Annotated in this window: 19 protein-coding genes, 1 pseudogene and 2 riboswitches; of the genes and pseudogenes, 10 read left to right on the top strand and 10 right to left on the bottom strand. The window is 67.5% G+C overall.

The genetic code is table 11. The features are described from left to right. The 4 genes from MRBLST15_RS20310 to MRBLST15_RS20295 all read right to left on the bottom strand — a co-directional run bounded on the left by MRBLST15_RS20310 (position 1) and on the right by MRBLST15_RS20295 (position 8,216). Entirely contained in the window at positions 1-3,066 is a 3,066-nt protein-coding gene (locus tag MRBLST15_RS20310) for an efflux RND transporter permease subunit (RefSeq protein WP_367787646.1), read from the bottom strand. Beyond that, positions 3,063-6,194 (bottom strand): multidrug efflux RND transporter permease subunit, encoded by a 3,132-nt coding sequence (locus MRBLST15_RS20305; RefSeq protein WP_367787643.1) that lies wholly within the window; start codon positions 6,192-6,194, stop codon positions 3,063-3,065. The genes MRBLST15_RS20310 and MRBLST15_RS20305 overlap by 4 nt, the downstream gene beginning before the upstream one ends. Beyond that, on the bottom strand, positions 6,191-7,360 hold the full coding sequence (locus MRBLST15_RS20300; protein WP_367787640.1) for an MdtA/MuxA family multidrug efflux RND transporter periplasmic adaptor subunit: 1,170 nt from the start codon (positions 7,358-7,360) through the stop codon (positions 6,191-6,193). Before MRBLST15_RS20300 ends, MRBLST15_RS20305 begins: the two co-directional genes overlap by 4 nt. Positions 7,361-7,598: 238 nt before the next feature. Then, positions 7,599-8,216, bottom strand: coding sequence for a trimeric intracellular cation channel family protein (locus tag MRBLST15_RS20295; RefSeq protein ID WP_032952083.1), 618 nt, complete (start codon positions 8,214-8,216; stop codon positions 7,599-7,601). 82 nt (positions 8,217-8,298) lie between these two features. Then, a riboswitch (glycine riboswitch) is annotated at positions 8,299-8,404 on the bottom strand. Between the two features lie 13 nt (positions 8,405-8,417). Beyond that, positions 8,418-8,507, bottom strand: a riboswitch (glycine riboswitch). A gap of 40 nt (positions 8,508-8,547) precedes the next feature. Between MRBLST15_RS20295 and MRBLST15_RS20290 the strand changes: the two genes are divergently transcribed. From MRBLST15_RS20290 to MRBLST15_RS20280, 3 genes are all read left to right on the top strand, one after another. Beyond that, complete coding sequence (locus MRBLST15_RS20290; RefSeq protein ID WP_099820506.1) at positions 8,548-8,823, top strand: GIY-YIG nuclease family protein; 276 nt, start codon at positions 8,548-8,550, stop codon at positions 8,821-8,823. 110 nt (positions 8,824-8,933) lie between these two features. Continuing rightward, positions 8,934-9,365, top strand: coding sequence for a nuclear transport factor 2 family protein (locus tag MRBLST15_RS20285; RefSeq protein ID WP_367787637.1), 432 nt, complete (start codon positions 8,934-8,936; stop codon positions 9,363-9,365). A 3-nt stretch (positions 9,366-9,368) separates the two neighbouring features. After that, on the top strand, positions 9,369-9,818 hold the full coding sequence (locus MRBLST15_RS20280) for a hypothetical protein (RefSeq protein ID WP_312705914.1): 450 nt from the start codon (positions 9,369-9,371) through the stop codon (positions 9,816-9,818). 80 nt (positions 9,819-9,898) lie between these two features. Here MRBLST15_RS20280 and MRBLST15_RS20275 read toward each other — a convergent pair whose 3' ends face one another. Beyond that, positions 9,899-11,179, bottom strand: coding sequence for an NAD(P)/FAD-dependent oxidoreductase (locus tag MRBLST15_RS20275; RefSeq protein ID WP_367787635.1), 1,281 nt, complete (start codon positions 11,177-11,179; stop codon positions 9,899-9,901). A 121-nt stretch (positions 11,180-11,300) separates the two neighbouring features. Here MRBLST15_RS20275 and MRBLST15_RS20270 point away from each other — a divergent pair. Further along, a pseudogene (locus MRBLST15_RS20270) lies at positions 11,301-12,092 on the top strand (NYN domain-containing protein); the annotation flags it as partial. A 62-nt stretch (positions 12,093-12,154) separates the two neighbouring features. On the opposite strand, the gene MRBLST15_RS20265 reads toward MRBLST15_RS20270, so the two are convergent. After that, positions 12,155-12,346: a hypothetical protein gene (locus MRBLST15_RS20265; protein ID WP_265952633.1), complete on the bottom strand. Its 192-nt coding sequence runs from the start codon at positions 12,344-12,346 to the stop codon at positions 12,155-12,157. Positions 12,347-12,424: 78 nt separating this feature from the next. Here MRBLST15_RS20265 and MRBLST15_RS20260 point away from each other — a divergent pair, with 78 nt between their 5' ends. Next, the gene (locus MRBLST15_RS20260; RefSeq protein WP_100462250.1) at positions 12,425-13,045 is read left to right on the top strand and encodes a glutathione S-transferase family protein; all 621 of its coding nucleotides are present in this window, start codon (positions 12,425-12,427) and stop codon (positions 13,043-13,045) included. Positions 13,046-13,155: 110 nt separating this feature from the next. On the opposite strand, the gene MRBLST15_RS20255 is transcribed toward MRBLST15_RS20260, so the two are convergent. Continuing rightward, positions 13,156-15,345: a primosomal protein N' gene (locus tag MRBLST15_RS20255; RefSeq protein ID WP_367787862.1), complete on the bottom strand. Its 2,190-nt coding sequence runs from the start codon at positions 15,343-15,345 to the stop codon at positions 13,156-13,158. Between the two features lie 414 nt (positions 15,346-15,759). Between MRBLST15_RS20255 and MRBLST15_RS20250 the strand changes: the two genes are divergently transcribed. From MRBLST15_RS20250 to sppA, 4 genes are all read left to right on the top strand, one after another. After that, positions 15,760-16,761 (top strand): hypothetical protein, encoded by a 1,002-nt coding sequence (locus tag MRBLST15_RS20250; protein WP_367787632.1) that lies wholly within the window; start codon positions 15,760-15,762, stop codon positions 16,759-16,761. Further along, entirely contained in the window at positions 16,754-17,326 is a 573-nt protein-coding gene (locus tag MRBLST15_RS20245; protein ID WP_312705770.1) for a DUF3106 domain-containing protein, read from the top strand. The genes MRBLST15_RS20250 and MRBLST15_RS20245 overlap by 8 nt, the downstream gene beginning before the upstream one ends. Before the next feature lie 181 nt (positions 17,327-17,507). After that, positions 17,508-18,872: an MATE family efflux transporter gene (locus tag MRBLST15_RS20240; protein WP_032976478.1), complete on the top strand. Its 1,365-nt coding sequence runs from the start codon at positions 17,508-17,510 to the stop codon at positions 18,870-18,872. 114 nt (positions 18,873-18,986) lie between these two features. After that, the gene (sppA, locus tag MRBLST15_RS20235) at positions 18,987-20,909 is read left to right on the top strand and encodes a signal peptide peptidase SppA (protein ID WP_033832340.1); all 1,923 of its coding nucleotides are present in this window, start codon (positions 18,987-18,989) and stop codon (positions 20,907-20,909) included. 85 nt (positions 20,910-20,994) lie between these two features. Here the strand turns inward: sppA and MRBLST15_RS20230 are convergent, their stop codons facing one another. After that, the gene (locus MRBLST15_RS20230) at positions 20,995-21,198 is read right to left on the bottom strand and encodes a hypothetical protein (RefSeq protein ID WP_265955981.1); all 204 of its coding nucleotides are present in this window, start codon (positions 21,196-21,198) and stop codon (positions 20,995-20,997) included. A gap of 111 nt (positions 21,199-21,309) precedes the next feature. Here MRBLST15_RS20230 and MRBLST15_RS20225 point away from each other — a divergent pair, with 111 nt between their 5' ends. Further along, positions 21,310-22,086 (top strand): SDR family oxidoreductase, encoded by a 777-nt coding sequence (locus MRBLST15_RS20225; RefSeq protein WP_025879399.1) that lies wholly within the window; start codon positions 21,310-21,312, stop codon positions 22,084-22,086. 24 nt (positions 22,087-22,110) lie between these two features. Here the strand turns inward: MRBLST15_RS20225 and MRBLST15_RS21080 are convergent, their stop codons facing one another. Then, a complete protein-coding gene (locus MRBLST15_RS21080) occupies positions 22,111-22,848 on the bottom strand; it encodes a hypothetical protein (RefSeq protein ID WP_265951932.1) in 738 nt (245 codons plus the stop codon). 104 nt (positions 22,849-22,952) lie between these two features. After that, entirely contained in the window at positions 22,953-23,660 is a 708-nt protein-coding gene (locus tag MRBLST15_RS20210) for a DUF4124 domain-containing protein (protein ID WP_367787628.1), read from the bottom strand. Positions 23,661-23,694 lie beyond the last annotated feature (34 nt).

Genomic DNA, 23,694 nt, shown 5'->3' with positions numbered 1-23,694 from the left:
CTACATAGTGCGCCGTGCGCGCACTCTCGACAACGCCAGATACATCGCCGGGGTCGTGTACAACGTCAGCCACTGGCTGACCAGCAACCCGCCGACAATGGCGATGCCCAGCGGCTGCCGCAGCTCCCAGCCTTCGCCGTTGGCCAGCATCAGCGGCAACGTGCCCAGCAGTGCCGCCAGCGAGGTCATCAGGATCGGCCGCAGGCGCAATCGTGCCGCTTCCATCACCGCATCGCGCGCACTCAGCCCGCGACGTTCGCCGGCCAGCGCGAAGTCGACCAGCAGGATGGTGTTCTTCATCACCACACCCACCAGCAGGAACAGCCCCAGCAACGCGATCAGGTTCAGTTCGTTGCCGAACAGCCACAGCGCCAGCAGCGCGCCGATACCGGCCGACGGCAGCGTGGACAGGATCACCAAGGGCTGCAGGAAGCTCTCGTAGAGGATGCCCAGCACCAGGTACACCGCCAGGGTGGCACCCAGCACCAGCCACAACTGGCGCGACCGCAGCTGCTCCAGGCCGCCGGCCTCGCCGGACAGCTTGGCCTGCACCGAGCGCGGCAGCATCAGTTTGGCCATCGCCGCATCAATGGCCTGCGTGGCCTGCTCCAGGCCCACGCCCGGCGCCAGCGCGAACTCGATCCAGATCGAGGCGAACTGCTCGCTGTGGTACACGCGGTCCGGCGCCATGCCGTAGCGCCAGCTGGCGATGCTCGACAGCGGAATGCGCTGGCCGCCGCCATCGATCACCTGCAGGCGCGCCAGCGTACCCGGGTCCTGGGTGTGCTTCGGGTCCAGCTCCATCACCACCCGGTACTGGTTGAGGCTGTCGTACAACGTGGCGACCTGGCGCTGGCTGAAGGAATTGTTGAGCATGTTGGCAACGATGCGCAGGTCCACGCCGTGGCGCGCGGCGGCCTCGCGGTCGATGTCCAGCATCACCTGGCGCATGCCGGCCTCGCCCTGCGCTTCCACGTCCACCAGTTCCGGCAGGCCACGCAGCGCAGCAGCGACCTTCGGTGCCCATTGGCGCAATGGCGCGGTATCGGCCGACAGCAATTGGAATTCGTACTTGCCGCTGCTGCCGGCGCCTTCCAGGCGGATGTCCTGGTCCACCCACAGATAGAGGTTGCCCCCAGGCAACTTGGGCAGGCGCGCACGCAGGCGGTCGATCACCTGCTGGCTGGAGACGCCGCGTTCGGCCAGCGGCTTCATCTTGATCATGATGAAGGCGTTGTTGACCCCGTTGCTGCCACCGATATACCCGATGATGTCCTCGATGGCCGGGTCGGACAGCAGCAGTTTGCGGTAGGCATCGATCTTCGGTTGCATCGCCTGGAAGGACAGGCCGTCATCGCCACGCGCGAAGCCGCGCAGCTGTGCGGTGTCCTGCTGCGGAACGATGCCCTTGGGTACCTGCTGGAACAGCCAGGCATTGAGTGCGATCACTGTCACGAAGGCCAGCAGGGGCCAGCGTAGTTGCCGCAGGCTGGCCTGCAGGGTGCGCAGATAGGCGCCACGCACGCGCTCGAACAGCGCATTGCTGCCGTGCTGCCAGCGCGAGGGCTGTTGTGCGTCATCGACGAACAAGCGCGCACACAGCATCGGTACCAGGCTGAGTGCCACCAGCACCGACACCGTCATCGCCGCCACCAGGGTCAGCGAGAATTCGCGGAACACGCGCGCGACGAAATCGTCCAGGAACAGGATCGAGACGAACACCACGGCCAGCGCCAGGTTCATCGACAGCAACGTAGCGCCCACTTCGGACGCACCGCGTATCGCGGCCTGCCAGCGGTCGGTGCCCAGCTCGCGATGGCGCGCGATGTTCTCCAGCACCACGATGGCGTCGTCCACCACCAGTACCGCCGCCACGATCAGGGCCATCAGCGAGAGCGTATTGAGCGAGAAGCCCATCAGCGCGATCAACGCCAGCGTACCGAACAGCACCACCGGAATCGCTACGCTGGGTACCAGTGCCGCACGCCAATGGCCGAGGAAGCCGAGCACCACCAGCACCACCAGCGCGATCGCCAGCAGCAGGGTTACTTCTGCTTCGCGCAGGGTGGCGCGGATCACCGGCGAGCGGTCCATCACCAGCCGCATGTCCACCGTGCTCGGCAGCAGGGCGTGCAGCTGCGGCAGCTGTGCCTGGATCGCATCTGCGGTGGCGATGATGTTGGCGCCGGGCTGGCGGCTGACGATCAGCAGCACGGCGGGGCGTTCGTTGTGGAAGCCACTGGCATAGCGGTCCTCCACGCCATCGGCGACGGCGGCGACATCGCCCAGCCGTAGCAGCCGATCATCGCTGGCCTTCAACGCCAGTTCCCGGTACTGCGCGGCCTGGCGCAGCTGCAGCGGCGCCTCCAGTTGCCAGTGCTGCTGCGCGCCTGCGACCGCACCCAAGGGCCGCACCGCGTTGGCGCGGCTGATCGCCTGTGCCACGTCTTCCAGTGCCAGGCCCGCGTGATTGAGGGCATTCGGGTCCAGCGATACGCGAACCGCCGGTAGCGCGCTGCCGCCCACCTGCACTTCGCCCACGCCCGGTACCTGCGACAGCTTCTGCGCCAGCACGGTCGAACCCAGGTCGTACAGCTGGCCCGGCGAGAGCGTGTCTGAAGTCAGCGCCAACGCCAGGATCGGCGCCTGCGAGGGGTTGACCTTGCGGTACTGCGGCATGCCGGGCATGCCGCTGGGCAGCTGGCCGCGGGCGAGGTTGATCGCCGCCTGCACTTCGCGCGCGGCCTCGTCGATATCGCGGCCGAGCACGAACTTCAATTCGATCTCGGTCTGCCCCTGGGTGCTGGCTGAATCGATGCGCGAAATGCCAGGCAGGCTGCCCAGCGCACGCTCCAGCGGCGTGGCCACGGTGGCCGCCATCGATTCGGGCGAGGCGCCGGGCAGGCTGGCGCTGACTTCAATGGCGGGATAGTCAACCTGGGGCAGTGGTGCCACCGGCAGCAGGCGCAGCGCCAGCAGGCCGGCCAGCACCAGCGCCACCGCCAGCAGGAGGGTCGCCACCGGACGCTGCACGCAGGCCTGTGTCAGGCGTGCCACAGGGGTCATGCGCCGGCCTCTTCTGCTGTTGCCGGTGCCGAAGTGCGGCGACGCTGCAGACGATCGAAGGCCAGGTAGATCACCGGCGTGGTGAACAGGGTCAACACCTGGCTGACCATCAGGCCACCCACCATCACCCAGCCCAGCGGCTGCCGCAGCTCGGCGCCCGAGCCAGTGGCCAGCATCAGCGGTACCGCGCCGAACAACGCCGCCAGGGTGGTCATGAGGATCGGCCGGAAGCGCAGCAGCGCCGCCTGGTGGATCGCTTCACGCGGACTCATGCCGCGTGTGCGCTGCGCGTCCAGCGCGAAGTCGATCATCATGATCGCGTTCTTCTTCACCAGGCCGATCAGCAGCACGATGCCGATCACCGCGATCAAATCCAGGCTGCGTCCGCTCACCCACAACGCGGCCAAGGCGCCCACGGTTGCCGAGGGCAATGTGGAGAGGATGGTGATGGGATGGATGAAGCTCTCGTAGAGCACGCCCAGCACGATGTACATCACCACCACCGCCGCCAGGATCAGCCACAGCGTGCTCGACAGCGAGCTGCTGAAGGCCGCCGCCGCACCCTGCAGGCGCAGCTCGATGCTCTGCGGCAATGCCACCTGCGCCTGCGCGGCATGCACCGCATCCACCGCTTCACCCAGCGATGCACCGGGTGCCAGGTTGAACGACAGCGTGGCCGCCGGGAACTGGCCGACATGGTTGCGCAGCAGCGCCGTCGGCCCCTGTTCGACGCGCGCCACCGCCCCCAGCGGCACGGTCTGGCCGTTGCTGTTGCGCACGCGCAGGCCGGTGATCGCCTCCGGCCCCGGTTGCCGCGCCGGATCGGCCTCCAGCACCACCCGGTACTGGCTGGCCTGGGTGAAGATGGTGGAGATCTGCCGCTGCCCGTACGCGTCGTACAGTGCGTCGGCCACCGCTTCCACACTCACGCCCAGGCGTGCGGCAGCATCGCGGTCGATGCTCACCTTGGCCTGTCGGCCCTGCATCTGCAGGTCGCTGGCCACATCGCGCAGCGCCGGCGACTGGCGCAGCGCGTGCAGCAGCTTCGGTGTCCAGGTTTCCAGCGTCTGCAGGTCCGGCGTGGTCAGGGTGAACTGATACTGGTTGCGGCTGATGCGATCTTCGATGCCCAGCTCCTGCACTGGTTGCAGGTACAGGGTGATGCCGGGAATTTTCGCCACGCGCTGCTGCAGGCGTGCCATCACCACGTCGGCACTCTCGCGCTCGCCGTGTGGCTTCAGTTCGATCAGCAGGCGGCCGGTGTTGAGGGCGGCATTGTTGCCGTCCACGCCGATGTAGGAGGACAGGCTGGCCACGGCCGGGTCCTGTTCGATGGCCGTGGCCAGGGCAAGCTGGCGCTCGCGCATGGCCTGGAACGAGATCGCCTGCGGGGCTTCGCTGATGCCCTGTACCAGGCCGGCATCCTGCACCGGGAAGAAGCCCTTTGGCACGGCGAAGTACAGCGCCACCGTCAGCGCAAGCGTGGCCACCGTCGCCAGCAGCATCAGCGGCTGGCGCTGCAGCACCCAGCGCAGCTGGCGGTCGTAGAGGGCGATGATGCGATCGAAGACGTCGCGCTTTGGGGTCGGAGCCCTGACGGGATCCGACCCCGCCAGGGTCAGATCCCCTTGGGGTTCTGATCCCTTGGCATGCGGCTTCAGGAAGCGCGCGCATAACATCGGCGTCAAGGTCAGCGACACCAGCAGCGAAATGCCGATGGCCACCGCCAGCGTCACCGCGAACTCATGGAACAGCGCACCCACCAGGTCGGCCATGAACAGCAACGGGATCAGCACGGCGATCAGCGAGACCGTCAGCGATACCAGGGTGAAGCCAATCTCGCTGGCACCTTTCAGCGCCGCCTCGCGCGGGCCTTCGCCGTCTTCCAGGTGGCGGGCGATGTTCTCCAGCATCACGATCGCATCGTCCACCACGAAGCCGGTGGCAATGGTCAGCGCCATCAGCGTGAGGTTGTTGAGCGAATAGCCGGCCAGCAGCATCACCGCGAACGTACCGATCAGCGACAGTGGCACCGCCACGCTGGGAATCAGCGTGGCCGGCAGGTTGCGCAGGAACACCCAGGTCACCAGCACCACCAGCGCGATGGCCAGCACCAGTTCCTTCTGTACGCCGCGCACGGACGCACGGATCGATTCGGTGCGGTCGCTGAGCACGGTCATCTGCACGCCGGCCGGCAGCGTGGCCTGCAGCTGCGGCAGCAACGCACGCACCTGTTCGACCACGGCGATGACGTTGGCGCCGGGTTGGCGCTGGATGTTCACCAGTACCGCCGGGGTGGTGCCGCTCCATGCCGCCAGCTGGCGGTTCTCGGCGCCGTCGGTGATGGTCGCCACATCGCCCAGACGCAGCGGTGCGCCCTCGCGCCAAGCCAGCACCAGTGCGCGGTACTCGGCCACGCTGCGCATCTGGTCGTTGGCATCGAGCATCACCGCGCGGATCGGGCCATCGAAGCTGCCCTTGGGCAGGTTGACGTTGGCCGCGGCGATCGCGGTGCGGATGTGGTCCATGCCCAGGTTGTTGGCGGCCAGTGCGCCCGGATTGACCTGGATGCGCACGGCGGGGCGCTGGCCACCGGCCAGGCTGACCAGACCGACACCGGGCAGCTGTGCCAAGCGCTGCGCGATGCGGGTGTCGACCAGATCGTGCACCTGCGGCAGCGACAGGCCCTGCGAGGTCACCGCCAAGGTCAGGATCGGCGTGTCGGCCGGATTGACCTTGCGGTACACCGGTGGCACCGGCAGGTCACCGGGCAGGAAGCTGCCGGCCGCGTTGATCGCCGCCTGCACATCCTGTTCGGCCACGCCCAGCGACACCTCCAGGCCGAACTGCAGGGTGATCACCGAGGCGCCGCCGGAACTGGTGGACGACAGCTGTTTCAGGCCGGGAATCTGCCCGAGCTGGCGCTCCAGCGGCGCAGTGATGGTGCGCGTGGTCAGCTCCGGGCTGGCACCGGGGTAGAGCGTGGTGATCTGGATGATCGGATAGTCGACCTGCGGCAGCGCCGCCACCGGCAGCAGGCGATAAGCCAGTACCCCGGACAGCAGCAGCGCCACCATCAGCAACGTGGTGGCCACCGGGCGCAGAATGAAGGCGCGCGAGAGGTTCATGCGCCGGCCTTGGTCGATGCCTCCTCGGTGATGATCTCCACCGCGGTGCCGTCTTCCAGCCCGTCGATGCCTTCGATCACCACCTTGTCACCGGCCACCAGACCGGACCGCACCGCAACGCGACCGTCATCGGCCGGGCCGAGCACCACAGTGCGCCGTTGTGCCTTGTTGTCCTTGTCGATGATGTGCACGTAGTTGCCCTGGCTGCCGAACTGCACGGCGGCATCGGGAACCAGCAGTGCGGGATGCTCACCCAGCTGCAGGCGCACATTGACGAACTGGTTGGGGAACAGCGCCTGATCTGCATTGTCGAACTGCGCGCGCAGCTTCAGCGTGCCGGTGGCGGTATCGATGCGGTTGTCGACGCTGGACAGGGTGCCGCTGGCGAGCTGCCGGCGTTCCTCGCGGTCCCAGCTTTCCACCGCCAGCGCCGGCTGCGCCTGTACGGCATCGAGCAGGGCGGGAAGCTCTGGTTCGGGCACGGTGAACAGCACGCTGATCGGCGCCGTCTGCGCCAGCGTGACCAGACCTTCGGTATCGCTGGCGTGCACCAGGTTGCCGACGTCCAATCGGCGCAGGCCGACACGGCCGCTGACCGGGGCGACGATGCGCGTGTACTGCAACTGCAGTCGCGCTTCATCCACCGATGCCTGGTCGCTGAGGCGACGCCCCTGCAGCTGCCGCACCTTGCTCTGCTGGTCGCTCAGTTCCTGCGCGGACACGTAGTTCTGGCGTTGCAGTTCGCGGTAGCGCTGCAGCTGGCGCTCGGCATTCTCCAGCTCGGCCAGGTTCTGCTGCTGCGTGCCCTGTGCGTGCGCGAGCTTCACCTGGTAGGGGCGGGGATCGATCTGCGCCAGCAGGTCGCCGGCCTTGACCTGCTGACCTTCCTGGAAATGCAGGCGCATCAGTTCGCCGTCCACGCGGCTGCGCACCACCACGCTGTGCAGCGGCGTGACCGTACCGACCGCCTTCATCCGCAGCACCAGCGGTTCGGCACTGGCGCGGGCGATGCGTACCGGCACTGCCTTGCCGCCACCGGCTTCTTTGCCACCGTCCGCCTCGGCCTGCGGCCACAGCCACCACGCCAGGCCAGCGACAAGGGCAAGGCCGGCAACGACCAGCAGCGGACGGGCACGGCGAAAGCGGGAGTTTTCGGCGACAGACATGGGGCATCCTGCGCCCTGCGCGCACGCAGGGTCATGCGGGCCCGTCGGCACCACGAAGGGCCACGGACAGCGGGGGAGGGGAATTGTCTGGCGGGGCCGCGGACGCGGCGTGGCTGGATGCCGTCGCGCGTGCGACGGGGCGCCAATGGTAGCGGTTTACGCGGGCCGTCGCCGCGTGACCTTGGTCATGCAGCGCAGCCGGAAATGCCGGCTGACGGCCGGCATCACCGTCAAACGATCAATGCACTTCGTCGTGGTACACGAACTTCGGCATTTCCCAGCGGTAGTGGATCGCCAGCAGGCGCACGGCGAAGCCACCCCCCAGGCAGCACAGGATCGCCGTGGCATCGGCCACGCCCCAGTGCAGCAACAGCAGATACACCGCACCGGTCAGCAGCGAGATGATCGCGTACAGCTCTTTCTGGAAGATCAGCGGCACCTCGTTGCAGAGGATGTCGCGCAGCACGCCGCCGAAGGCGCCGGTGAGCATGCCGGCGATCAGCACGATCGGCAGCGCATGGCCCGCCTCGCGCGCGATCGAGCAGCCGATCAGGGTGAAGGCGATCAGGCCCAGCCCGTCCAGCACCAGGAAAGTGCGGCGGAAGTGATGCATCCAGCGCGCCACCCAGGTGGCGATCAGCGCCGCGCACACGGTGAAGCCCAGGTACTCGGGATGCTTCACCCAGCCCAGCGGGTAGTGGCCGAGCAGGATGTCGCGCAGCGAGCCGCCGCCGAGCGCGGTGACACAGGCGATCATGACCACGCCGAACAGATCCATGCGGCGACGACCCGCAGACAGGGCGCCGGTCATGGCTTCGGCGGAAATGGCGATCAGGTAGATGATGGACAGCAGCATGGGACAGGCTCCGGGCGCGGTGGGGCCGGCCATGCGCGACCACCGCCGTTGCCTGCGCAATGACGGGATGACGATGACCGGTGCCGCTCCCGCTGTCCTTTTGCCTGAGAGTTCAGCGGCGTGAGCCGCGTGCCCCTTCGGCGGATCGTCCCGGGCATGCCCGGTGACCTCTCTCCAGCTCGGCGAGTCGAATGCATGGTTGGTGGGATTCCAGCCCACCGGCCTGAGCGATCATGGGAGCCTGCGCCTTCGGCGGGCGCCAGCGCGGCGCCTCTCTCCTGCATTCGGCTGCCAGTATATCCGCTGCAGTGCAGCACGGCATAATCCGGCCATGGTTTCGCCTTCCCGCCCGTGGTTCCTGTACCTGCTCGAATGCCGCGACGGCAGCTATTACGCCGGCATCAGCACTGACGTGCAGGCCCGTTTCGCCGCCCACCAGGCCGGAAAGGGGGCGCGCTATACCCGGTCGCGTCCGCCGCTGCGGGTGCTGGCGGTACGCGAATACCCGGACAGGGCAGCGGCCTCACGCGCCGAATGGGAGCTCAAGCAGCAGCCGCGCGAACGCAAATTGGCCTGGCTGCAGGCGCCGGCCGAGGCTGTTCTGTAGAGCCGAGCATGGGCTCGGCTCTACAACATCGCCGGTAGATCCACGCCATGCGTGGATGGGGCGCTCCCGACCATGCCATGATCGCCCAGCCCTCAGCGCTGGAGACCCGGATGTCCGCCGTTGCCCTGTTGTTCGCGCTTTCCGCAGCGGCAAGCCCCGCTGCCGACGCCGCCACGATCGCCGCCATCGAAGCGACCTGCCACGACTACGTCGACGGACAGCTGGACGCCGACCCGCAGCGCGTCGCCCGTTCCCTGCATCCAGACCTGGCCAAGCGCGCGGTACTCGGTGATACGCCCGACGAACGCCTCGGCCTGCGCCGGATGTCGAAGGAAGAGCTGGTCGCGTTGACGAAACAGGGCGCGTTGAAGACCCCGAAGGATCAATGGGACCGGCGCTGCACGGTGCTGGACGTGACCGGCAATGCGGCCTCGGTACGGCTGGAAACCCCGTGGTTCGTCGACTACTTCCACATGGGCCGCTTCGACCAGCGCTGGGTCATCGTCAACGCGCTGTGGTACCCGAAGCCGAAGGCGCCGTGAGCGATGCGTGTCGCCGGTAAGGCGTGGCTCTCGGTCGTCGTGCTGGTCGCCGGTATCGCGCTGCTGCCCGGCCTGCTGTACCTGCTGGGGCTGGCGCTGGTGGAAGGCTGGCCGAAGCCGGCTGATCGCGCGCCCAGTGGCGTCGCTGCATGCAGCAGTGACCCGCGTACCGGGCGCCAGCCGATGAATCCTTGGAGCTTCACCGCGCAGTTTTTCGACAAAGATGCGATGAAGGAGAATGTGCCCGACGTCGAGCGCGAGGCCTACTGGATTGCCCGCCGCCACCTGTGGCGGCAGCCGCAGCACGGCATGCTGCGCTGGCAGCTGAGCAGCAGCGCACTGACGATCTGGATCACCCGGCACTGGAGTGCCGCGCAGATTGGCGACACCGCGAGGAAGGAAGTCTTCTGCCAAGTATGGCCACGCCCGCCTCGCCCCGGCGGTCCGAGGTAGATCCCCGCCATGTGTGGATGGTGTTGACGGGGTCAGAGCCCCTTCCTGCGGAAAGGGATCCGACCCCGTTGCATACGGTTCTACCGCTTCGGTCGCCGGTCTTCGCGGTCATCGCCAAAAATGATCCGCGCGCTGCGCTGGTAGCTCCAGTACGCCACCGCCCAGTTCAACAGCACCACGACGCGGTTGCGGAAACCGATCAGGAAGAACACGTGCGCGGCCAGCCAGAACCACCAGGCCAGCACGCCCGACAGCTGCAGCTTGCCCAGGTGCACGATCGCGGCCATGCGGCCGATGGTGGCCAGGTTGCCGAAGTCGGCGTACTTGAACGGCCCCGGTGCCGGCATGTCGTGCAGGCGTGCGCGAAGCGTTTCCGCCACGTACTTGCCCATCTGTTTGGCGGCCGGGGCCACGCCCGGTACCGGCTTGCCGTTGGCCTGGCTCAGCGCGGCCAGGTCGCCGGCCACGAACAGTTCCGGATGGCCGGGCAGGGTCAGGTCCGGCTGCACCTGCACGCGACCAGCGCGGTCCAGCGGTACGTCCAGCGTGCGCGCCAGTGGCGAGGCGGCCACGCCGGCGGCCCAGACCACGGTGCGTGCGGGCACGAACTGGTCGCCCAGTTTGAAGCCCTGTCCATCGATGTGGCTGACCGGTGTACCAGTCATCACTTCCACGCCCAGCTTTTCCAGCTGCCGGCGTGCTTTCAGCGAAAGCACTTCGGGGAAAGTGGACAACACGCGCGGACCGGCTTCGACCAGCCGCACCTTGGCACTGGCTGGATCGATGTGGCGGAATTCATTGCGCAGCGTATGCCGGGCGATTTCAGCGAGGGTGCCAGCCAGCTCGACGCCGGTCGGGCCACCACCCACCACCGCAAAGCTCAGCCATGCGGCCTTCTTCGCCGGGTCCGGCTCGGCCTCGGCGCGCTCGAACGCCAGCAGCAGTTTGCGGCGCAGGGAGATGGCATCGTCCAAGGTCTTCAGGCCGGGCGCATCGTCGGCCCATTCGTCGTGGCCGAAGTAGGCGTGGGTGGCGCCGGTGGCCAGCAGCAGGCTGTCGTAGTCCAGCGTGCTGCCATCGGCCATGCGCACCTGGCGGGCTTCCTTGTCGATGGCCACCACTTCGCCCAGCCGCACCTCCACGTTGCGCTGGTGGCCGAGGATGTGGCGCAGCGGTGCGGCGATATCCGGCGCAGACAGTCCCGCGGTGGCCACCTGGTACAGCAGCGGCTGGAACAGGTGGTGGTTGCGACGGTCGACCAGGGTGATGCGTATGCGTTCGCGGGCCAGCGCACGGGTGGCCCACAGGCCGGCGAAACCGCCGCCGACAACGACCAGGTGGGGGACGCGATCACGACTCATCGACTCACTCCAGGGGGGCATGGGGGAAGTGCCTGGCATCTTCGCATGGCCGGTCCTTGTCACGTCAGCGTGCATCGGGATCGGCGATACTCGGGTTCAGGCAATTGCCCGTGAGGAGTCCATGAGCGAACCGGAAAAGCGCATCGCCCTGTTGATCGACGCCGACAATGCACCGGCCTCGAAGATCGACGAAGTCCTGGCCGAGGTCGCCCGCTATGGCGTGGCCAACGTGCGCCGTGCCTATGGCAACTGGAAGAGCCCGCGGCTGAAAGGGTGGGAGGCGGTGCTGCACGAATACGCGATCCGGCCGATCCAGCAGTTCGCCTACAGCAAGGGCAAGAACGCGTCGGACATGGCGATGGTGATCGATGCGATGGACCTGCTGTACGCGCGCAACCTCGATGGGTTCGCGATCGTGTCCAGCGATGCCGACTTCACCCCGATGGTGATGCGCCTGCTGACCGATGGCGTGAAGGTCTATGGCTTCGGCGAAAAGAAGACCCCGGAGCCCTTCGTCAACGCGTGCTCGAAGTTCACCTATCTCGAAGCGTTGGGGCAGACCCACGCCAGCGTTCAGGATGTCGAGCAGGCATCGAACGAACCATCATCGAACGAACAGGCGCCCAGCGAACAGGCGAGCAGCGACGATGCGCGCCCGCGCAAGAGCGGCGCGGAAATGCGCAGCGACACGCGCCTGGTGAAGATGCTGCGCCGCGCGGTGTCCTCGGCAGAAGGCGAGGATGGCTGGTCGCACCTGGGCCCGGTAGGCAGCCAGATCGGCAACCAGGCCTCGTTTGATCCGCGCAACTACGGGTACGGGAAGCTCAGCGATCTGCTGGCCGCGATCGGTCTGTTTGAACTGAAGAAGGACGGTAAATCCTCCTACGTGCGCGCGCTGCCAAAGAAGAACCGGTAACGCCGGAAAACGCCGGTGCGAAGCAGAGCCGAGCCACGCTCGGCTGCTTACCGCACGCACTACAGCGCGCGTGCGCCGGACCCCGCGTAGCCCGCAGCGAATCCATCGGCGAAATCCTCAACTCCGTTGAACGCCAGCAGCAACAGCCCGGCACACAGCAGCATGTTGCGGTTGGATCGGCGGTACCCGAGCACCAGCGCCACCAGACCTGCTGCCAGCAGAGCGTAGTTCACTGCATCCCATGCGGTCATGCTATTTCTCCTTGTGGATCGGCGTATCGTAACGGCTCCGCGCCCTCTTGGCGCAGCGCTGCACGCAAGGAAATCCGCATGTTGAAGATCTGGGGTCGCCGCAATTCCAGCAACGTCCGCAAGGTGCTGTGGTGTGCCGAGGAAATCGGCCTGCCGTACGAGTCCATCGAGGTGGGTGGCAGCCACGGTGGCACGCAGTCGCCGGAGTATGTGGCGATGAACCCGAACGGGCTGGTGCCGGTGATCGAAGACCACGGCCTGCCGCTGTGGGAATCAAACACCATCGTGCGCTATCTCAGTGCGCGCTATTCGCTGGGTACGCTGTACGCGGAAGACGCGATGGAGCGTGCGCAGGCCGAGAAGTGGATGGACTGGAGCACCTCGCGGATGGCGCCGCTGTACTCCGAACTGATCTGGGGCATCATGCGCACCGCGCCGGCCGACCGCGATGAGGCGCGCATCAACGCGGCGATCGTGCGTGCCGGTGATTTCCTGGCGCTGCCCAACGCGACCCTGGCCACGCAACCGTGGCTGTCGGGCGAGAAATTCGCCATGGGTGACATTGCCCTGGGCTCGTTGATCTACGCGTGGTTCGAGTTGCCGATCCAGCGTCCGGACCTGCCGCACCTGGCCGAGTGGTATGCACGCCTGCGCGAACGCCCGGCGTACCAGCGCGGCGTGATGTCACCGATGACGTAAGCGAAGGGCGACGTTCGGGGTCAGAGCCCTTTTCTGCGAAAAGGGATCTGACCCCAAGCCATCCAGGGCTCTACAGTAGTGCCGAGCCATGCTCGGCAGCGCTCTGCCGATCAATACAGGTCGGTGGGATCCACATCCAGCGACCAGCGCACCTTGCGTGCCTCCGGCAGCGCGTACAGCTGCGGCACCAGCTGTGCCAGCACCCCGTGCAGCGGTGGCCGCTGCGCCGCCGACAACAACAACTGCGTGCGCTGGTAGCCAGCACGGCGTGGCATTGGTGCGGGCATCGGCCCATAGGCTTCCACCACGTTCTGCTCGCCCAGCAGCCTTCGCGCGGCGAGCAGGAATGCATTGGCGTGCTCCAGCTGCTGCGCTTCGGCGCGCATCAGCGCCAGGTGCGCGAACGGTGGAAAACCTGCCGCCTCGCGCTGGTTCAATTCAGCCTGCGCGAACGGGTGGTAGCCACCGTTCACCAGCGTCTCCAGCAGCGGATGACCCGGGTGATGGGTCTGCAGCCACACTTCGCCCGGATCGCGCGCGCGACCGGCGCGGCCGGCTACCTGGATCAGCTGCTGCGCCAGTTTTTCGCTGGCGCGGAAATCGGCCGAGAACAGGCCTTCGTCGATGCCCACCACCACCACCAGGGTCAGCTTGGGCAGGTCGTGGCCCTTGGCCAGGATCTGCGTGCCGACCAGGATGCCGGGCTCGTCGCCCAGCTTGGCCAGCTGCTGCTCCAGCGCATCGCGCCGTGCGGTGGTGCCGCGGTCGATGCGCACCACCGGGAAATCGGCGAACGCACTGACCAGGTGTTCTTCCAGCCGCTCGGTGCCGATGCCCTGTGGCTGCAGCGCCAGGCTGCCACAGGCGGGGCAGGCCAATGGTGCCGGCTGCCGCGCACCGCAGTGATGGCATTGCAGGCGACGGCCACCGCCGTGCACGGTCATCGGTGCATCGCAGCGGTTGCAGGGCGCGGTCCAGCCGCAGTCGTGGCACAGCAGCACCGGCGCATAGCCGCGCCGGTTCTTGAACACCAGTACCTGCTGGCCACGCTGCAGGTGTTCGCCGATGCCGGCCAGCACGTCGGCGGAAAGACCATCGCGCAGCGGGCGCTTGCGCACATCGAGGATGCGCACGCGCGGCGGTCGGGCATCACCGGCGCGCTGCTTCAGGCGCAGGTGCGCATAGCGGCCGGCGTAGGCGTTGTGCAGGGTTTCCAATGAGGGCGTGGCGCTGCCCAGCAGTACCGGAACGCCCTGCGCCTTGGCCCGCACCAGGGCGAAATCGCGTGCGTGGTAGCGGATGCCGTCCTGCTGCTTGTAGCTGCCGTCATGCTCTTCGTCCACGATCAGCAGGCCCGGCTGCGGCAGCGGGATGAACACCGCCGAACGCGTACCCACGATCACCCGTGCTTCGCCGCGCGAGGCCGCAGCCCAGACCCGCGCGCGCTCATTGTCGGTCAGGCCCGAGTGCAGCGCGTGCACGGCAATGCCGAGACGGCCGCGGAAGCGTGCCAGGGTCTGCGGGGTCAGGCCGATCTCGGGTACCAGCACCAGTGCCTGCCTACCCTGCGCCAGGCAATGGATGATCGCCTGCAGGTAGACCTCTGTCTTGCCGCTGCCGGTCACCCCGTCCAGCAGGAAGGCCTGGAAGCTATCGGCAGCGGTGATCGCGGCCACGGCCTCGGCCTGCTCCGTATTGAGGGTGGGGCCGGGCAGGGGCTGGGCGTGCTGCGGCGCCACGCTCAGGGCGATGCGCTCGGCCAGCCCACGCTTGCCCAGGCTGCGTGCGGCCACCCGCCAGTCCGGCATGCGCGCGGACAGGACATCTTCGTCCACCACCGCGTCGGCCAGCAGCTCTGCCAATTGCCGTGGTCGGCTGCCGGCGCGCAGCTTTTCGCGCTGGGCATGGCCCTCCGGTGTCAGCTGCCAGCCCCAGTGATGGGTGTCGGGCAGCGGTTCGCCATGCCGCAGCGGGCCGGGCAGGGCGGTGCTCAGCACCTCGCCCAGGGGGGCGTGGGTATAGCGGGCCAGCCATTGCAGGCTTTGCCACAGCTCGCCCTGCAGCAGCGGTGCCGTGTCACACCAGGCCAGCGCCTGGCGCAGCCCCTGGCTGTCTTCGACCTGCCCATGGCCGGCCACCACGCCGATCAGTTCGCGGTTGCCGAACGGCACCTTCAACCGGCAGCCGATCGCCACCGTCGGGCCCGCGCCCTGCGGCGGCAGGTAATCGAACAGGCGTGGCAGGGGGACGGGCAGGGCGACCTGCAGGGTCGGGACAGGGCCGGATTCAGGGGCGAGCATCGGGTCAGTGTAACGGCCAGTGCGAGGGCGCATGGCAGAGTCAGATGCGACTGGCATGCCCTTCAGCGAATCATAAATGTCACCTAAATATCGGTGTCTATTGGAGATTCAGTCTTATCCACATCTTCTGTGGATAAGTCTGTGCGTTAGCGGCTCGTGGCGCCGCATGAGGCCGATGGCGACGGCCTCACGCTTGGGTTGGTCAAAAAATAGCCACACTTTAAATTCAATGAAAATCAACAACTTAAGTGTGAAACATTGCTGAAACAGGGTGAATTCAGCTATTCATCGAGGAATCGCCCGGTTCCTGCGTGATGCTGTGCACAACCTGCAGCAGAAAGCGTCTGGAATCGCAAGTCCTGCCGGGCAGCGATGGGCTGCCGCTATCATGCCGGCAGACCCTTGGAGTGACCGATGACGGCTGTGCCCGCCCCTGTTTCCTCGACCGCGGCCGGCGCGCTGTCGGCATTTCTGCGTGGCGTCGAACGCCGTGCCCTGGTCGTGGCTGAACTGCAGTGCGGTGACCCCGCCCGTGCCGAGCAGACACTGGTGGCGGTGATGCGCGCCTTCGCCGCCGTCGCCAGCGACCTGCCGATGGCGCAGTGGCCCGGCCGCTTCTGGACCCTGCTGGGCCAGCGCCAGGCGCTGCGCGAGCCGGCCACCGGTCAGTGGCCGCCGACGCTGGCCGCGCTGGGCGAGATGGCCCCCCTGCCGCGGCTGGCGCTGCTGCTGCGGGTGGGCGGCAGCCTGGACGAGGGCATTGCCACCCGCGTTCTGGATGTCGACGAGGAGGGGTATCAACGCCTGCTGGCCACGGCCTGCCCACGTGATGCCGCTGGCCAGCCCGATGCCGCCGCATGGCGGACGCTGGCCGAACAGGTGCAGGCGCGTATCCGCGACCTACCGGCCAAGCGCCTGCAGCAGCTGCAGCAACCGTCCGCACCCGCGGCCAACAATCAGGCGCCTGCTTCCAGCTGGCGTGCGCCACCGCGCGACGAACGCGCGCCTGCCAGCGGCAAGCGTCGCCGCCCCAATGCCAAGCCGCGCTGGCGTGGCCCGGTGATCCTGTTGATCACTGTGGCGGTGCTGCTGATGGCTGCGTTGGGCTGGCGCCATTGGCAGGGCCGCGCGTTGACGGCCGATGGCCCCCTGCCCGAGGGCGTGGTGGGTGAGGCCGGGCCGGTCACCGTCGAGGCACTGCCCGCCAGCGATGTCCGCCCCGCAGCAGGCGGCGATGCGCAGGCGAGCGAAGATGCCGCCATGCTGGCCGACCGCGATTACCCGCTGCTGGCCGAGGCCGACATGCATGCCTGGAGTGCTGCCGGTGGCCCGTTGCCGGTGGACGAATCACAACCCAAGCCGACCCGGCCGGAACCGGTCGGCGCAGCGCTGGAAACCTCGGCTGCCGATGAATAAGCACCTCTTCGCCGGCCTGCTGCTGGCCATGCCGCTGTCGCTGGCTGCCGCTCCGCAATCAGTGAACGTTCCGCTGCCCACGCCGTCGGCAACACCGTCGGCGGCTGCGCCCGCGCCCACTGCGGCGGCGGCATTCGCGCAGCTTGATCCCGCCCAGCAACGCCAGCGACGCAGCGACTACGCCGCGTGGCGGGCCCTGCCAGAGGGTGAACGCGAACGCATCCGTCAGGCTGCCAGCCGTTTCGCCGCGTTGCCGGCCGATCAGCAGCAGCGCCTGCGCACGCAGTTCCTGGCACAGGATCAGGCCTTCCGCGAAGGCTGGCGTCTGGGCCCGCAACTGGGTGCCGAGTTCCCCAAGCTGCACGGCCTGTTCGGCTTCGTGCCGCCGCAACAGCGCGACGCGGTCCTTGCCGTGCTGCGCCAGCTGAGCCCTGCGCAGTTGGCACAGTTGGCCCTGGTCGCGCAGCGCACACCACCGCAGGAACGCGACAGCGTACGCAGCGCATTCCTCACCGTCCCCGCCGCCGAACGCGACACCTGGCTCAAGCGCCAGGCCGGGCAGTAAGCAAAAAGCGGACGGAGGGAATCAAGTCATTTCAGGCCCGACTGTGCCGGATACGACTTGATTCCCTCCGTCCCCTTTATGGGGCAGTCATGGGAATGACCGCCCAGCGCGCGTAAGATGGCCGGCCGCAACCCGGTGCCTGTGCCCTTCGCGCGCAACCGTAGTTCGCGTCAAGCACCTTATGTCTACTGCAACCTCCACGCCGCGCTTCAGCAAGGAAGTCGGCGCTACCGGTCTGCTTGCCCTGCCGCTTGTGCTCGGGCACGTCTCCACCGGTCTGATCTCCTTCGTCGACAACGTGATTGCCGGCCACCACGCGACATCCACCCTGGCCGCAGTGACCATCGGTACTGCGCTGCTGTGGCTGCCGATGCTGATCCCGATCGGCACGCTGATCTCACTCACCGCCTCGGTGTCGCAGCTGCATGGCGCCGGCCGTGAGCGCGAGATCGGCCCGTTGTTCCGGCAGGCGTTGTGGCTGGCGCTGGGCCTGGGCCTGATCATGTTCACCTTCCTCACCGTGGTGCCGCCGCTGCTGCCGGCCTTCGGCATCGCCCCGGACATCGTTCCCGGTGCAACGGCGTTCCTGCATGCGGTGCGCTGGGGTGGCCCGGCGCTGACCCTGTACTTCTGCATGCGCTATCTCAGTGAAGGCATGCATTGGACGCTGCCGACCATGCTGCTCGGTTTTGGCGGCCTGCTGGTGCTGGCGCCGATGGGCTACGTGCTGGCCAACGGCAAGCTGGGCTTCCCTGAAATGGGCGCCGAAGGCCTGGGCATCGCCTCGGCGGTGATGATGTGGCTGCAGGCGATCGCCTTCGGTACCTACCTGTGGTTCACCAAGCGCTTTGCCCACCTGCAGCTGTTCTCGCACTTCGAGGGTCCGCGCTGGTCAGCGATCTGGGACCTGCTGCGCACCGGCCTGCCGATCGGCATCACCGTGCTGATGGAAGGTGGTCTGTTCATCGTCACTGCATTGCTGATCGGCCGCCTGGGCGCCAATGAAGCGGCCGCGCACCAGATCGCGATCAACGTGGCGCAGCTGTGCTTCATGATCCCGATGGGCGTGGCCGAGGCGACCACCGTGCGTGTCGGCCATGCGGTTGGCCGTGGCGATGGCTTCGGCGTGCGCCGCGCGGCGTGGGCCGGCTACGCGATCATCATGGGTACGCAGACGCTGTCGGCGGCGGCGCTGCTGTTCGGCCACGACGCGATCGTCGGTGTCTACACCAACGACCTGGCCGTGGCCGGTCTGGCCTCGACCCTGCTGCTGTACGCGGCCACCTTCCAGTTCCCCGATGGCATCCAGGTGCTGTCGGCCGGCGCGCTGCGAGGACTGAAGGACACCCGCGTGCCCATGTTCATCGCCATGTTCGCCTATTGGGGCCTGGGCATGCCGCTGGGCGCGGGGCTCGGCCTCGGCCTGGGCATGGGCCCGCAGGGCATGTGGATCGGCCTGATCGTGGGCCTGACCGCGGCGGCAATCCTGATGGGCTGGCGCCTGAGCCGCAGCAGCAAGCGCATCGGCCAGTCCACGCTGGCCTGACATCACGCCGGTCCAGGGCAACCGTGACCGGCGATCCCCTGACTTGTGTCCGATGCTGCCTCACGCGGCACCGGCTATGCTGTCACCACGGCAAGAAGCCATCCGGAGTGCTCCATGAACCAACCCGTGCCGCCGCTGCCCCCGGCGAACCGCAATCCAGTCGCCAGCTTCTTCATCGGGCTGTGGGACGTGATGAATTTCACCCGCCGGTTGATCCTCAACCTGGTGTTCTTCGGCCTGTTGCTGCTGGTGCTGGTGATGTTCATCGTCGCTGCGGGCATGGGCGCTGGCGCCAGCAAGGCGCTGCAGGACCGCACCACCCTGGTGATCGCGCCGGAAGGCCGCCTGGTCGAGCAGTACAGCGCCGATCCGGTCAGCCGCGCGCTGGCCAAGGCCGTCGGTGACAACGGTGCCGAGGAAGTGCAGCTGCGCGATCTGATCCGGGTGATCGAGAGCGCGCGCGATGACAAGAAGATCGAGCGCGTGGTGCTGGAACTGGACAAGCTGCAGCCGTCCGGTTTCGCCTCGCTGCGCGAAGTGTCCGCTGCGCTGCAGGAACTGCGCGCTTCGGGCAAGCAGCTGGTCGCCTTCAGCGAGAGCATGGGGCAGTCGCAGTATCTGCTCGCCGCACAGGCCGACGAGGTCTATCTGGACCCGATGGGTTCGGTGGTGCTGGAAGGCCTGGGCCGCTACCGCCAGTACTTCCGCACCGGCCTGCAGGACAAGCTGGGCGTGGACGTGCACCTGTTCAAGGTGGGCGAGTACAAGTCGGCCGCCGAGCCGTACGTGCTCGACGCGGCGTCGCCGGCCTCCAAGGAAGCCGATCTGTTCTGGATGAACGATGTGTGGCAGCGCTACCTCGGCGACATCGCCAAGGCCCGCCGCCTGGATCCGGCGCAGCTGGCGGCCGGCATCGACACCCTGCCTGAAGGCGTCGCTGCCGCTGGTGGCGACCTGGCCAAGTTCGCCCTGCAGCAGAAGCTGGTGACCGCGCTGAAGACCCGCGAGGAATTCGAGGATCTGATGATCGAACGCGGCGTGGCCGACGAAGACGCCGACGGCGGCTTCCGCAACATCGATTTCGGCACCTACATGGCCCAGCTCGATGCGCGTCGCAACCCGGTTGATTCGCGTCCGCAGGTTGCCGTCATTGTGGCCTCCGGTGAAATCAGCGGCGGCGATCTGCCGGCCGGCCGCATCGGTGGTGAATCGACCTCGGCGCTGCTGCGTGCGGCGCGCGACGATGACGACGTCAAGGCCGTGGTGCTGCGCGTGGATTCGCCCGGTGGCGAAGTCTACGCCTCCGAGCAGATCCGTCGCGAAGTGGTGGCCCTGCAGGCTGCGGGCAAGCCGGTGGTGGTGTCCATGGGCGACCTCGCTGCGTCCGGTGGTTACTGGATCAGCATGAACGCCGATCGCATCTATGCCGACCCGTCGACGATCACCGGTTCGATCGGCATCTTTGGCATGATCCCGAACTTCAGCCGTGCGCTGGACAAGTTCGGCGTGCACACCGATGGCGTCGGTACCACCCGTTTTGCCGGTGCCTTCGATGTCACCCGGCCGATGGACCCGGCGGTGGGCCAGGTCATCCAGTCGGTGATCAACAAGGGCTATGCCGATTTCACCGGTCGTGTCGCCGAGGCCCGCAAGAAGCCGGTCGAGGCGATCGACGAAGTGGCCCGCGGGCGTGTCTGGAGCGGTGCGCAGGCCAAGGAGCGCGGTCTGGTCGATGCCTTCGGTGGCCTGAAGGACGCCGTGGCTGACGCTGCCGGTCGGGCCAAGCTGGGCGCGACCGACAAGTACCGTGTGCGTTACATCGAGAAGGCAGCGACGCCGTTCGCGCAGTTCGTCAGCGGCTTCGCCGGCAGCCACGCCGGCGCCTGGATGCTGGCTGATTCCGGCGTCGGCCGGATGATGCTGGCGCGCACGATGCCGGAAATCGATACGCAGCTGCGCTTTGTCGAGAACGCCGCGCGCGAGAAGGGCAACGGTGCACCGGTGAAGTCGCTGGCGTATTGCTTCTGCGGGTTCTGATGCCCGATCAGCGATGTCCACGCATCGCGTGATCTACTGAACTCACAACGCCCGGCCTTGGCCGGGCGTTGTTGCATGCGGGCATCTACTGCGCGTCGGCCTCTGCCTTGCGCTCGCGCTCGGCCGCCTCGTCCATGGTCTTCTGCACGCCCTTGGCGCGGTCCAGGGGTTGATTGATCGCCTTGGCCACCGCCTGCGGTTCCGGCGGTCGTTCCGGATTCGGCGGTGCGGGACGCTGGCACCCGGCCAGCACGGCAGCCGACAGCAGGACGGGAATCAGGACGCGCATGACAGCTCTCCACGAGGGGCGTGGGGCAAGTGTCGCGTCACGGGCGGGGGACGGTCGTGAGCGCGTATCCTTGCCGCATCGAAACACAGTGGGCGCGGCCCCGGAGGACATATGACCCAGCAACGGTGGCGCCTGGATGGGCAGACGGCCCTGATCACCGGTGCCAGCGCCGGTATCGGCCTGGCGATCGCGCATGAACTGGCCGGTCTCGGCGCCGATCTGATGATCGTCGGCCGCGACCTGGATATGCTGGAGAGTGCCCGCGACGAACTGCTGGATGTGTATCCGCAGCATCAGGTGCATGCGTTGGCCGCCGACGTGTCCGACGACGAAGACCGCCGGCAGATCCTGGACTGGGTCGAGGACCACGCCGATGGCCTGCATATCCTGGTCAACAATGCCGGTGGCAACATCACCAAGCCCGCCACGGAGTACTCCGAAGACGAGTGGCGCGGCATTTTCGAAACCAATCTGTTCTCGGCGTTCGAACTGTCGCGCTATGCGCATCCGTTGCTCGCGCGCCACGCGTCATCGGCCATCGTCAACGTCGGCAGCGTGTCCGGCCTGACCCATGTGCGCAGTGGCGTGGTCTACGGCATGACCAAGGCGGCGATGCACCAGATGACCCGCAACCTCGCAGTGGAGTGGGCCGAGGACGGTATCCGGGTCAACGCGGTGGCGCCGTGGTACATCCGCACCCGTCGCACCTCCGGTCCGCTTTCCGATACCGACTACTACGAGGAAGTGATCGGACGCACGCCGATGCGGCGCATCGGTGAGCCGGAAGAAGTGGCCTCGGCAGTGGGTTTCCTGTGCCTGCCGGCATCGAGCTATGTCACCGGCGAATGCATCGCGGTGGATGGCGGCTTCCTGCGTTACGGGTTCTGATCGCGGCAGCTCTCTGCGGATGCCTCATTGCGGCACCGGGCAACTGCTGGCTTCCAGTACGGCCTGCAGGCGCTCGCGTTCGTCGCGTGCCGCCTGCTGATTCTCCGGCGCGGCGAACCGCTCGCGACCCCGTGCATCGCGGAAGCGCTGCTGCCAGCTGCCGCAGCGCTGCGCTTCGGCCACTTCCGTGCAGCGGTCGCTGACCACCTCGCAACTGGCGGCGTTGACCGGTGTTGCCCCACCCAGGCCCTGTACCTGCAACAGTTCGCAGCGGCCGGGTGCAGCCTCGTACTCATGCAGGTAGGCGCTGCCCTCCCTGCTGACGCACTGGTAGATCGCCGGCAGCGGTGGCTTCGCTGGCGCGTCCTTGTCCGCTGCAGCCCCATCACCGTGGTGGTGCAGCGTCGCGCTGTCGAGGATGGTGTCTCCCTCCGCGCTGTCGACCATGCGGGCTTCCATGACGGGACGTTCTTCGCCGGCGCGCGGACTGGCCGACGTGGCGGTGGGCGCGCTGGGCATTGCGCTGGGGGGCGACGTGGGCAAGGCCCTGGCGCTCGGTGGAGGAGCGTCCGGTGTGGCAGCGGCAGGCGCTGTCCGTGCCGGATCGGCCACCCGCTGCACGCGCTGCGTGCTGCCCTCGGGACAAGGCATGCGCTGGATGGTCTGCACGTCGCTGGCCGACGTGCAGCGGTAGATCACCATGTCATCGGCCAACGCGTGGCCGGGCAACAGGCCCATGACCAGCCAGATCAGTTTTCTCATGCCAGCAGCCTACAGCGATGGCCCATGCCCGGGTAGCTGCCCACCCTGGTTGGCACCGCTGTCTGCCAGCGCCCACCCAGGTGGGCGTCTACCTGAGCTGGGGCTCAGCGACCGCAGTCCTGCGCCAGCCGTGCGTCAATGCCGCGCTGTTCGTTGCTGATCGCGGTACGCTCGCTCTGCAGTGCGCTGTTGTAGCGCCGGTCCAGTTCCCAGCGACGATCACGCAGGCGTGCGCATACTTCCTGGGGGGGCAGGGCGTGACAGGTATCGCGAACCAGAATGTTGCCGGCAGGCACGTTGACACCGACGCCCACTGACGGCGGGCGATACACCGGCGGCCCGCCGCCGATGGGGGCGCCGATGGTGCTGCTGCTACCCGCCGGGCGCGGCCCTGGATGCGGTCCGGGGCGCACGCCGCCAGGGTGACCATGCGGATACCAGACCGTGGTCCACAGCGGCACCCAGCGCGGATTCCCCTCGTTGTTGTCGCTGGTGTAGCGGTCGCCGTCTTCACTCACGCATTCGTACATCGGCTGAGGCGGCTGGATGTAGACATGGCGTACCTCGCGCTCGCGCATCGGCGGTGTCTGCGCCGGCGCGGTCACTGCGGCGTCGGTGCTGACCACCCGCGGCGGCGGGTCGCGTGGCCGCTGCAGGTCGCGCACTTCCTGGCGACCGGCGGTGCAGGGCTTGTCCTGCAGGGCGACGGCACCATTGCTGCCGACGCAGCGGTAGACCCGCACATCGTCAGCGGCAAGTGCCGGCAACGGCAGCAGCAGGACCAGGCACAGGACAGGGCGCAGCAGGGTCATATGCGCAGCGTGCGCGATCGGCAACGCCGACGCA

The sequence above is a fragment of the Stenotrophomonas sp. LST15-1-1.1 genome (assembly GCF_040815575.1).
In the GTDB taxonomy this organism is placed as follows: Bacteria; Pseudomonadota; Gammaproteobacteria; order Xanthomonadales; family Xanthomonadaceae; genus Stenotrophomonas; species Stenotrophomonas lactitubi_B.
The sequence above is the reverse complement of the archived record's forward strand: the minus strand, read 5'-3'. Positions and strand labels throughout refer to the sequence as shown.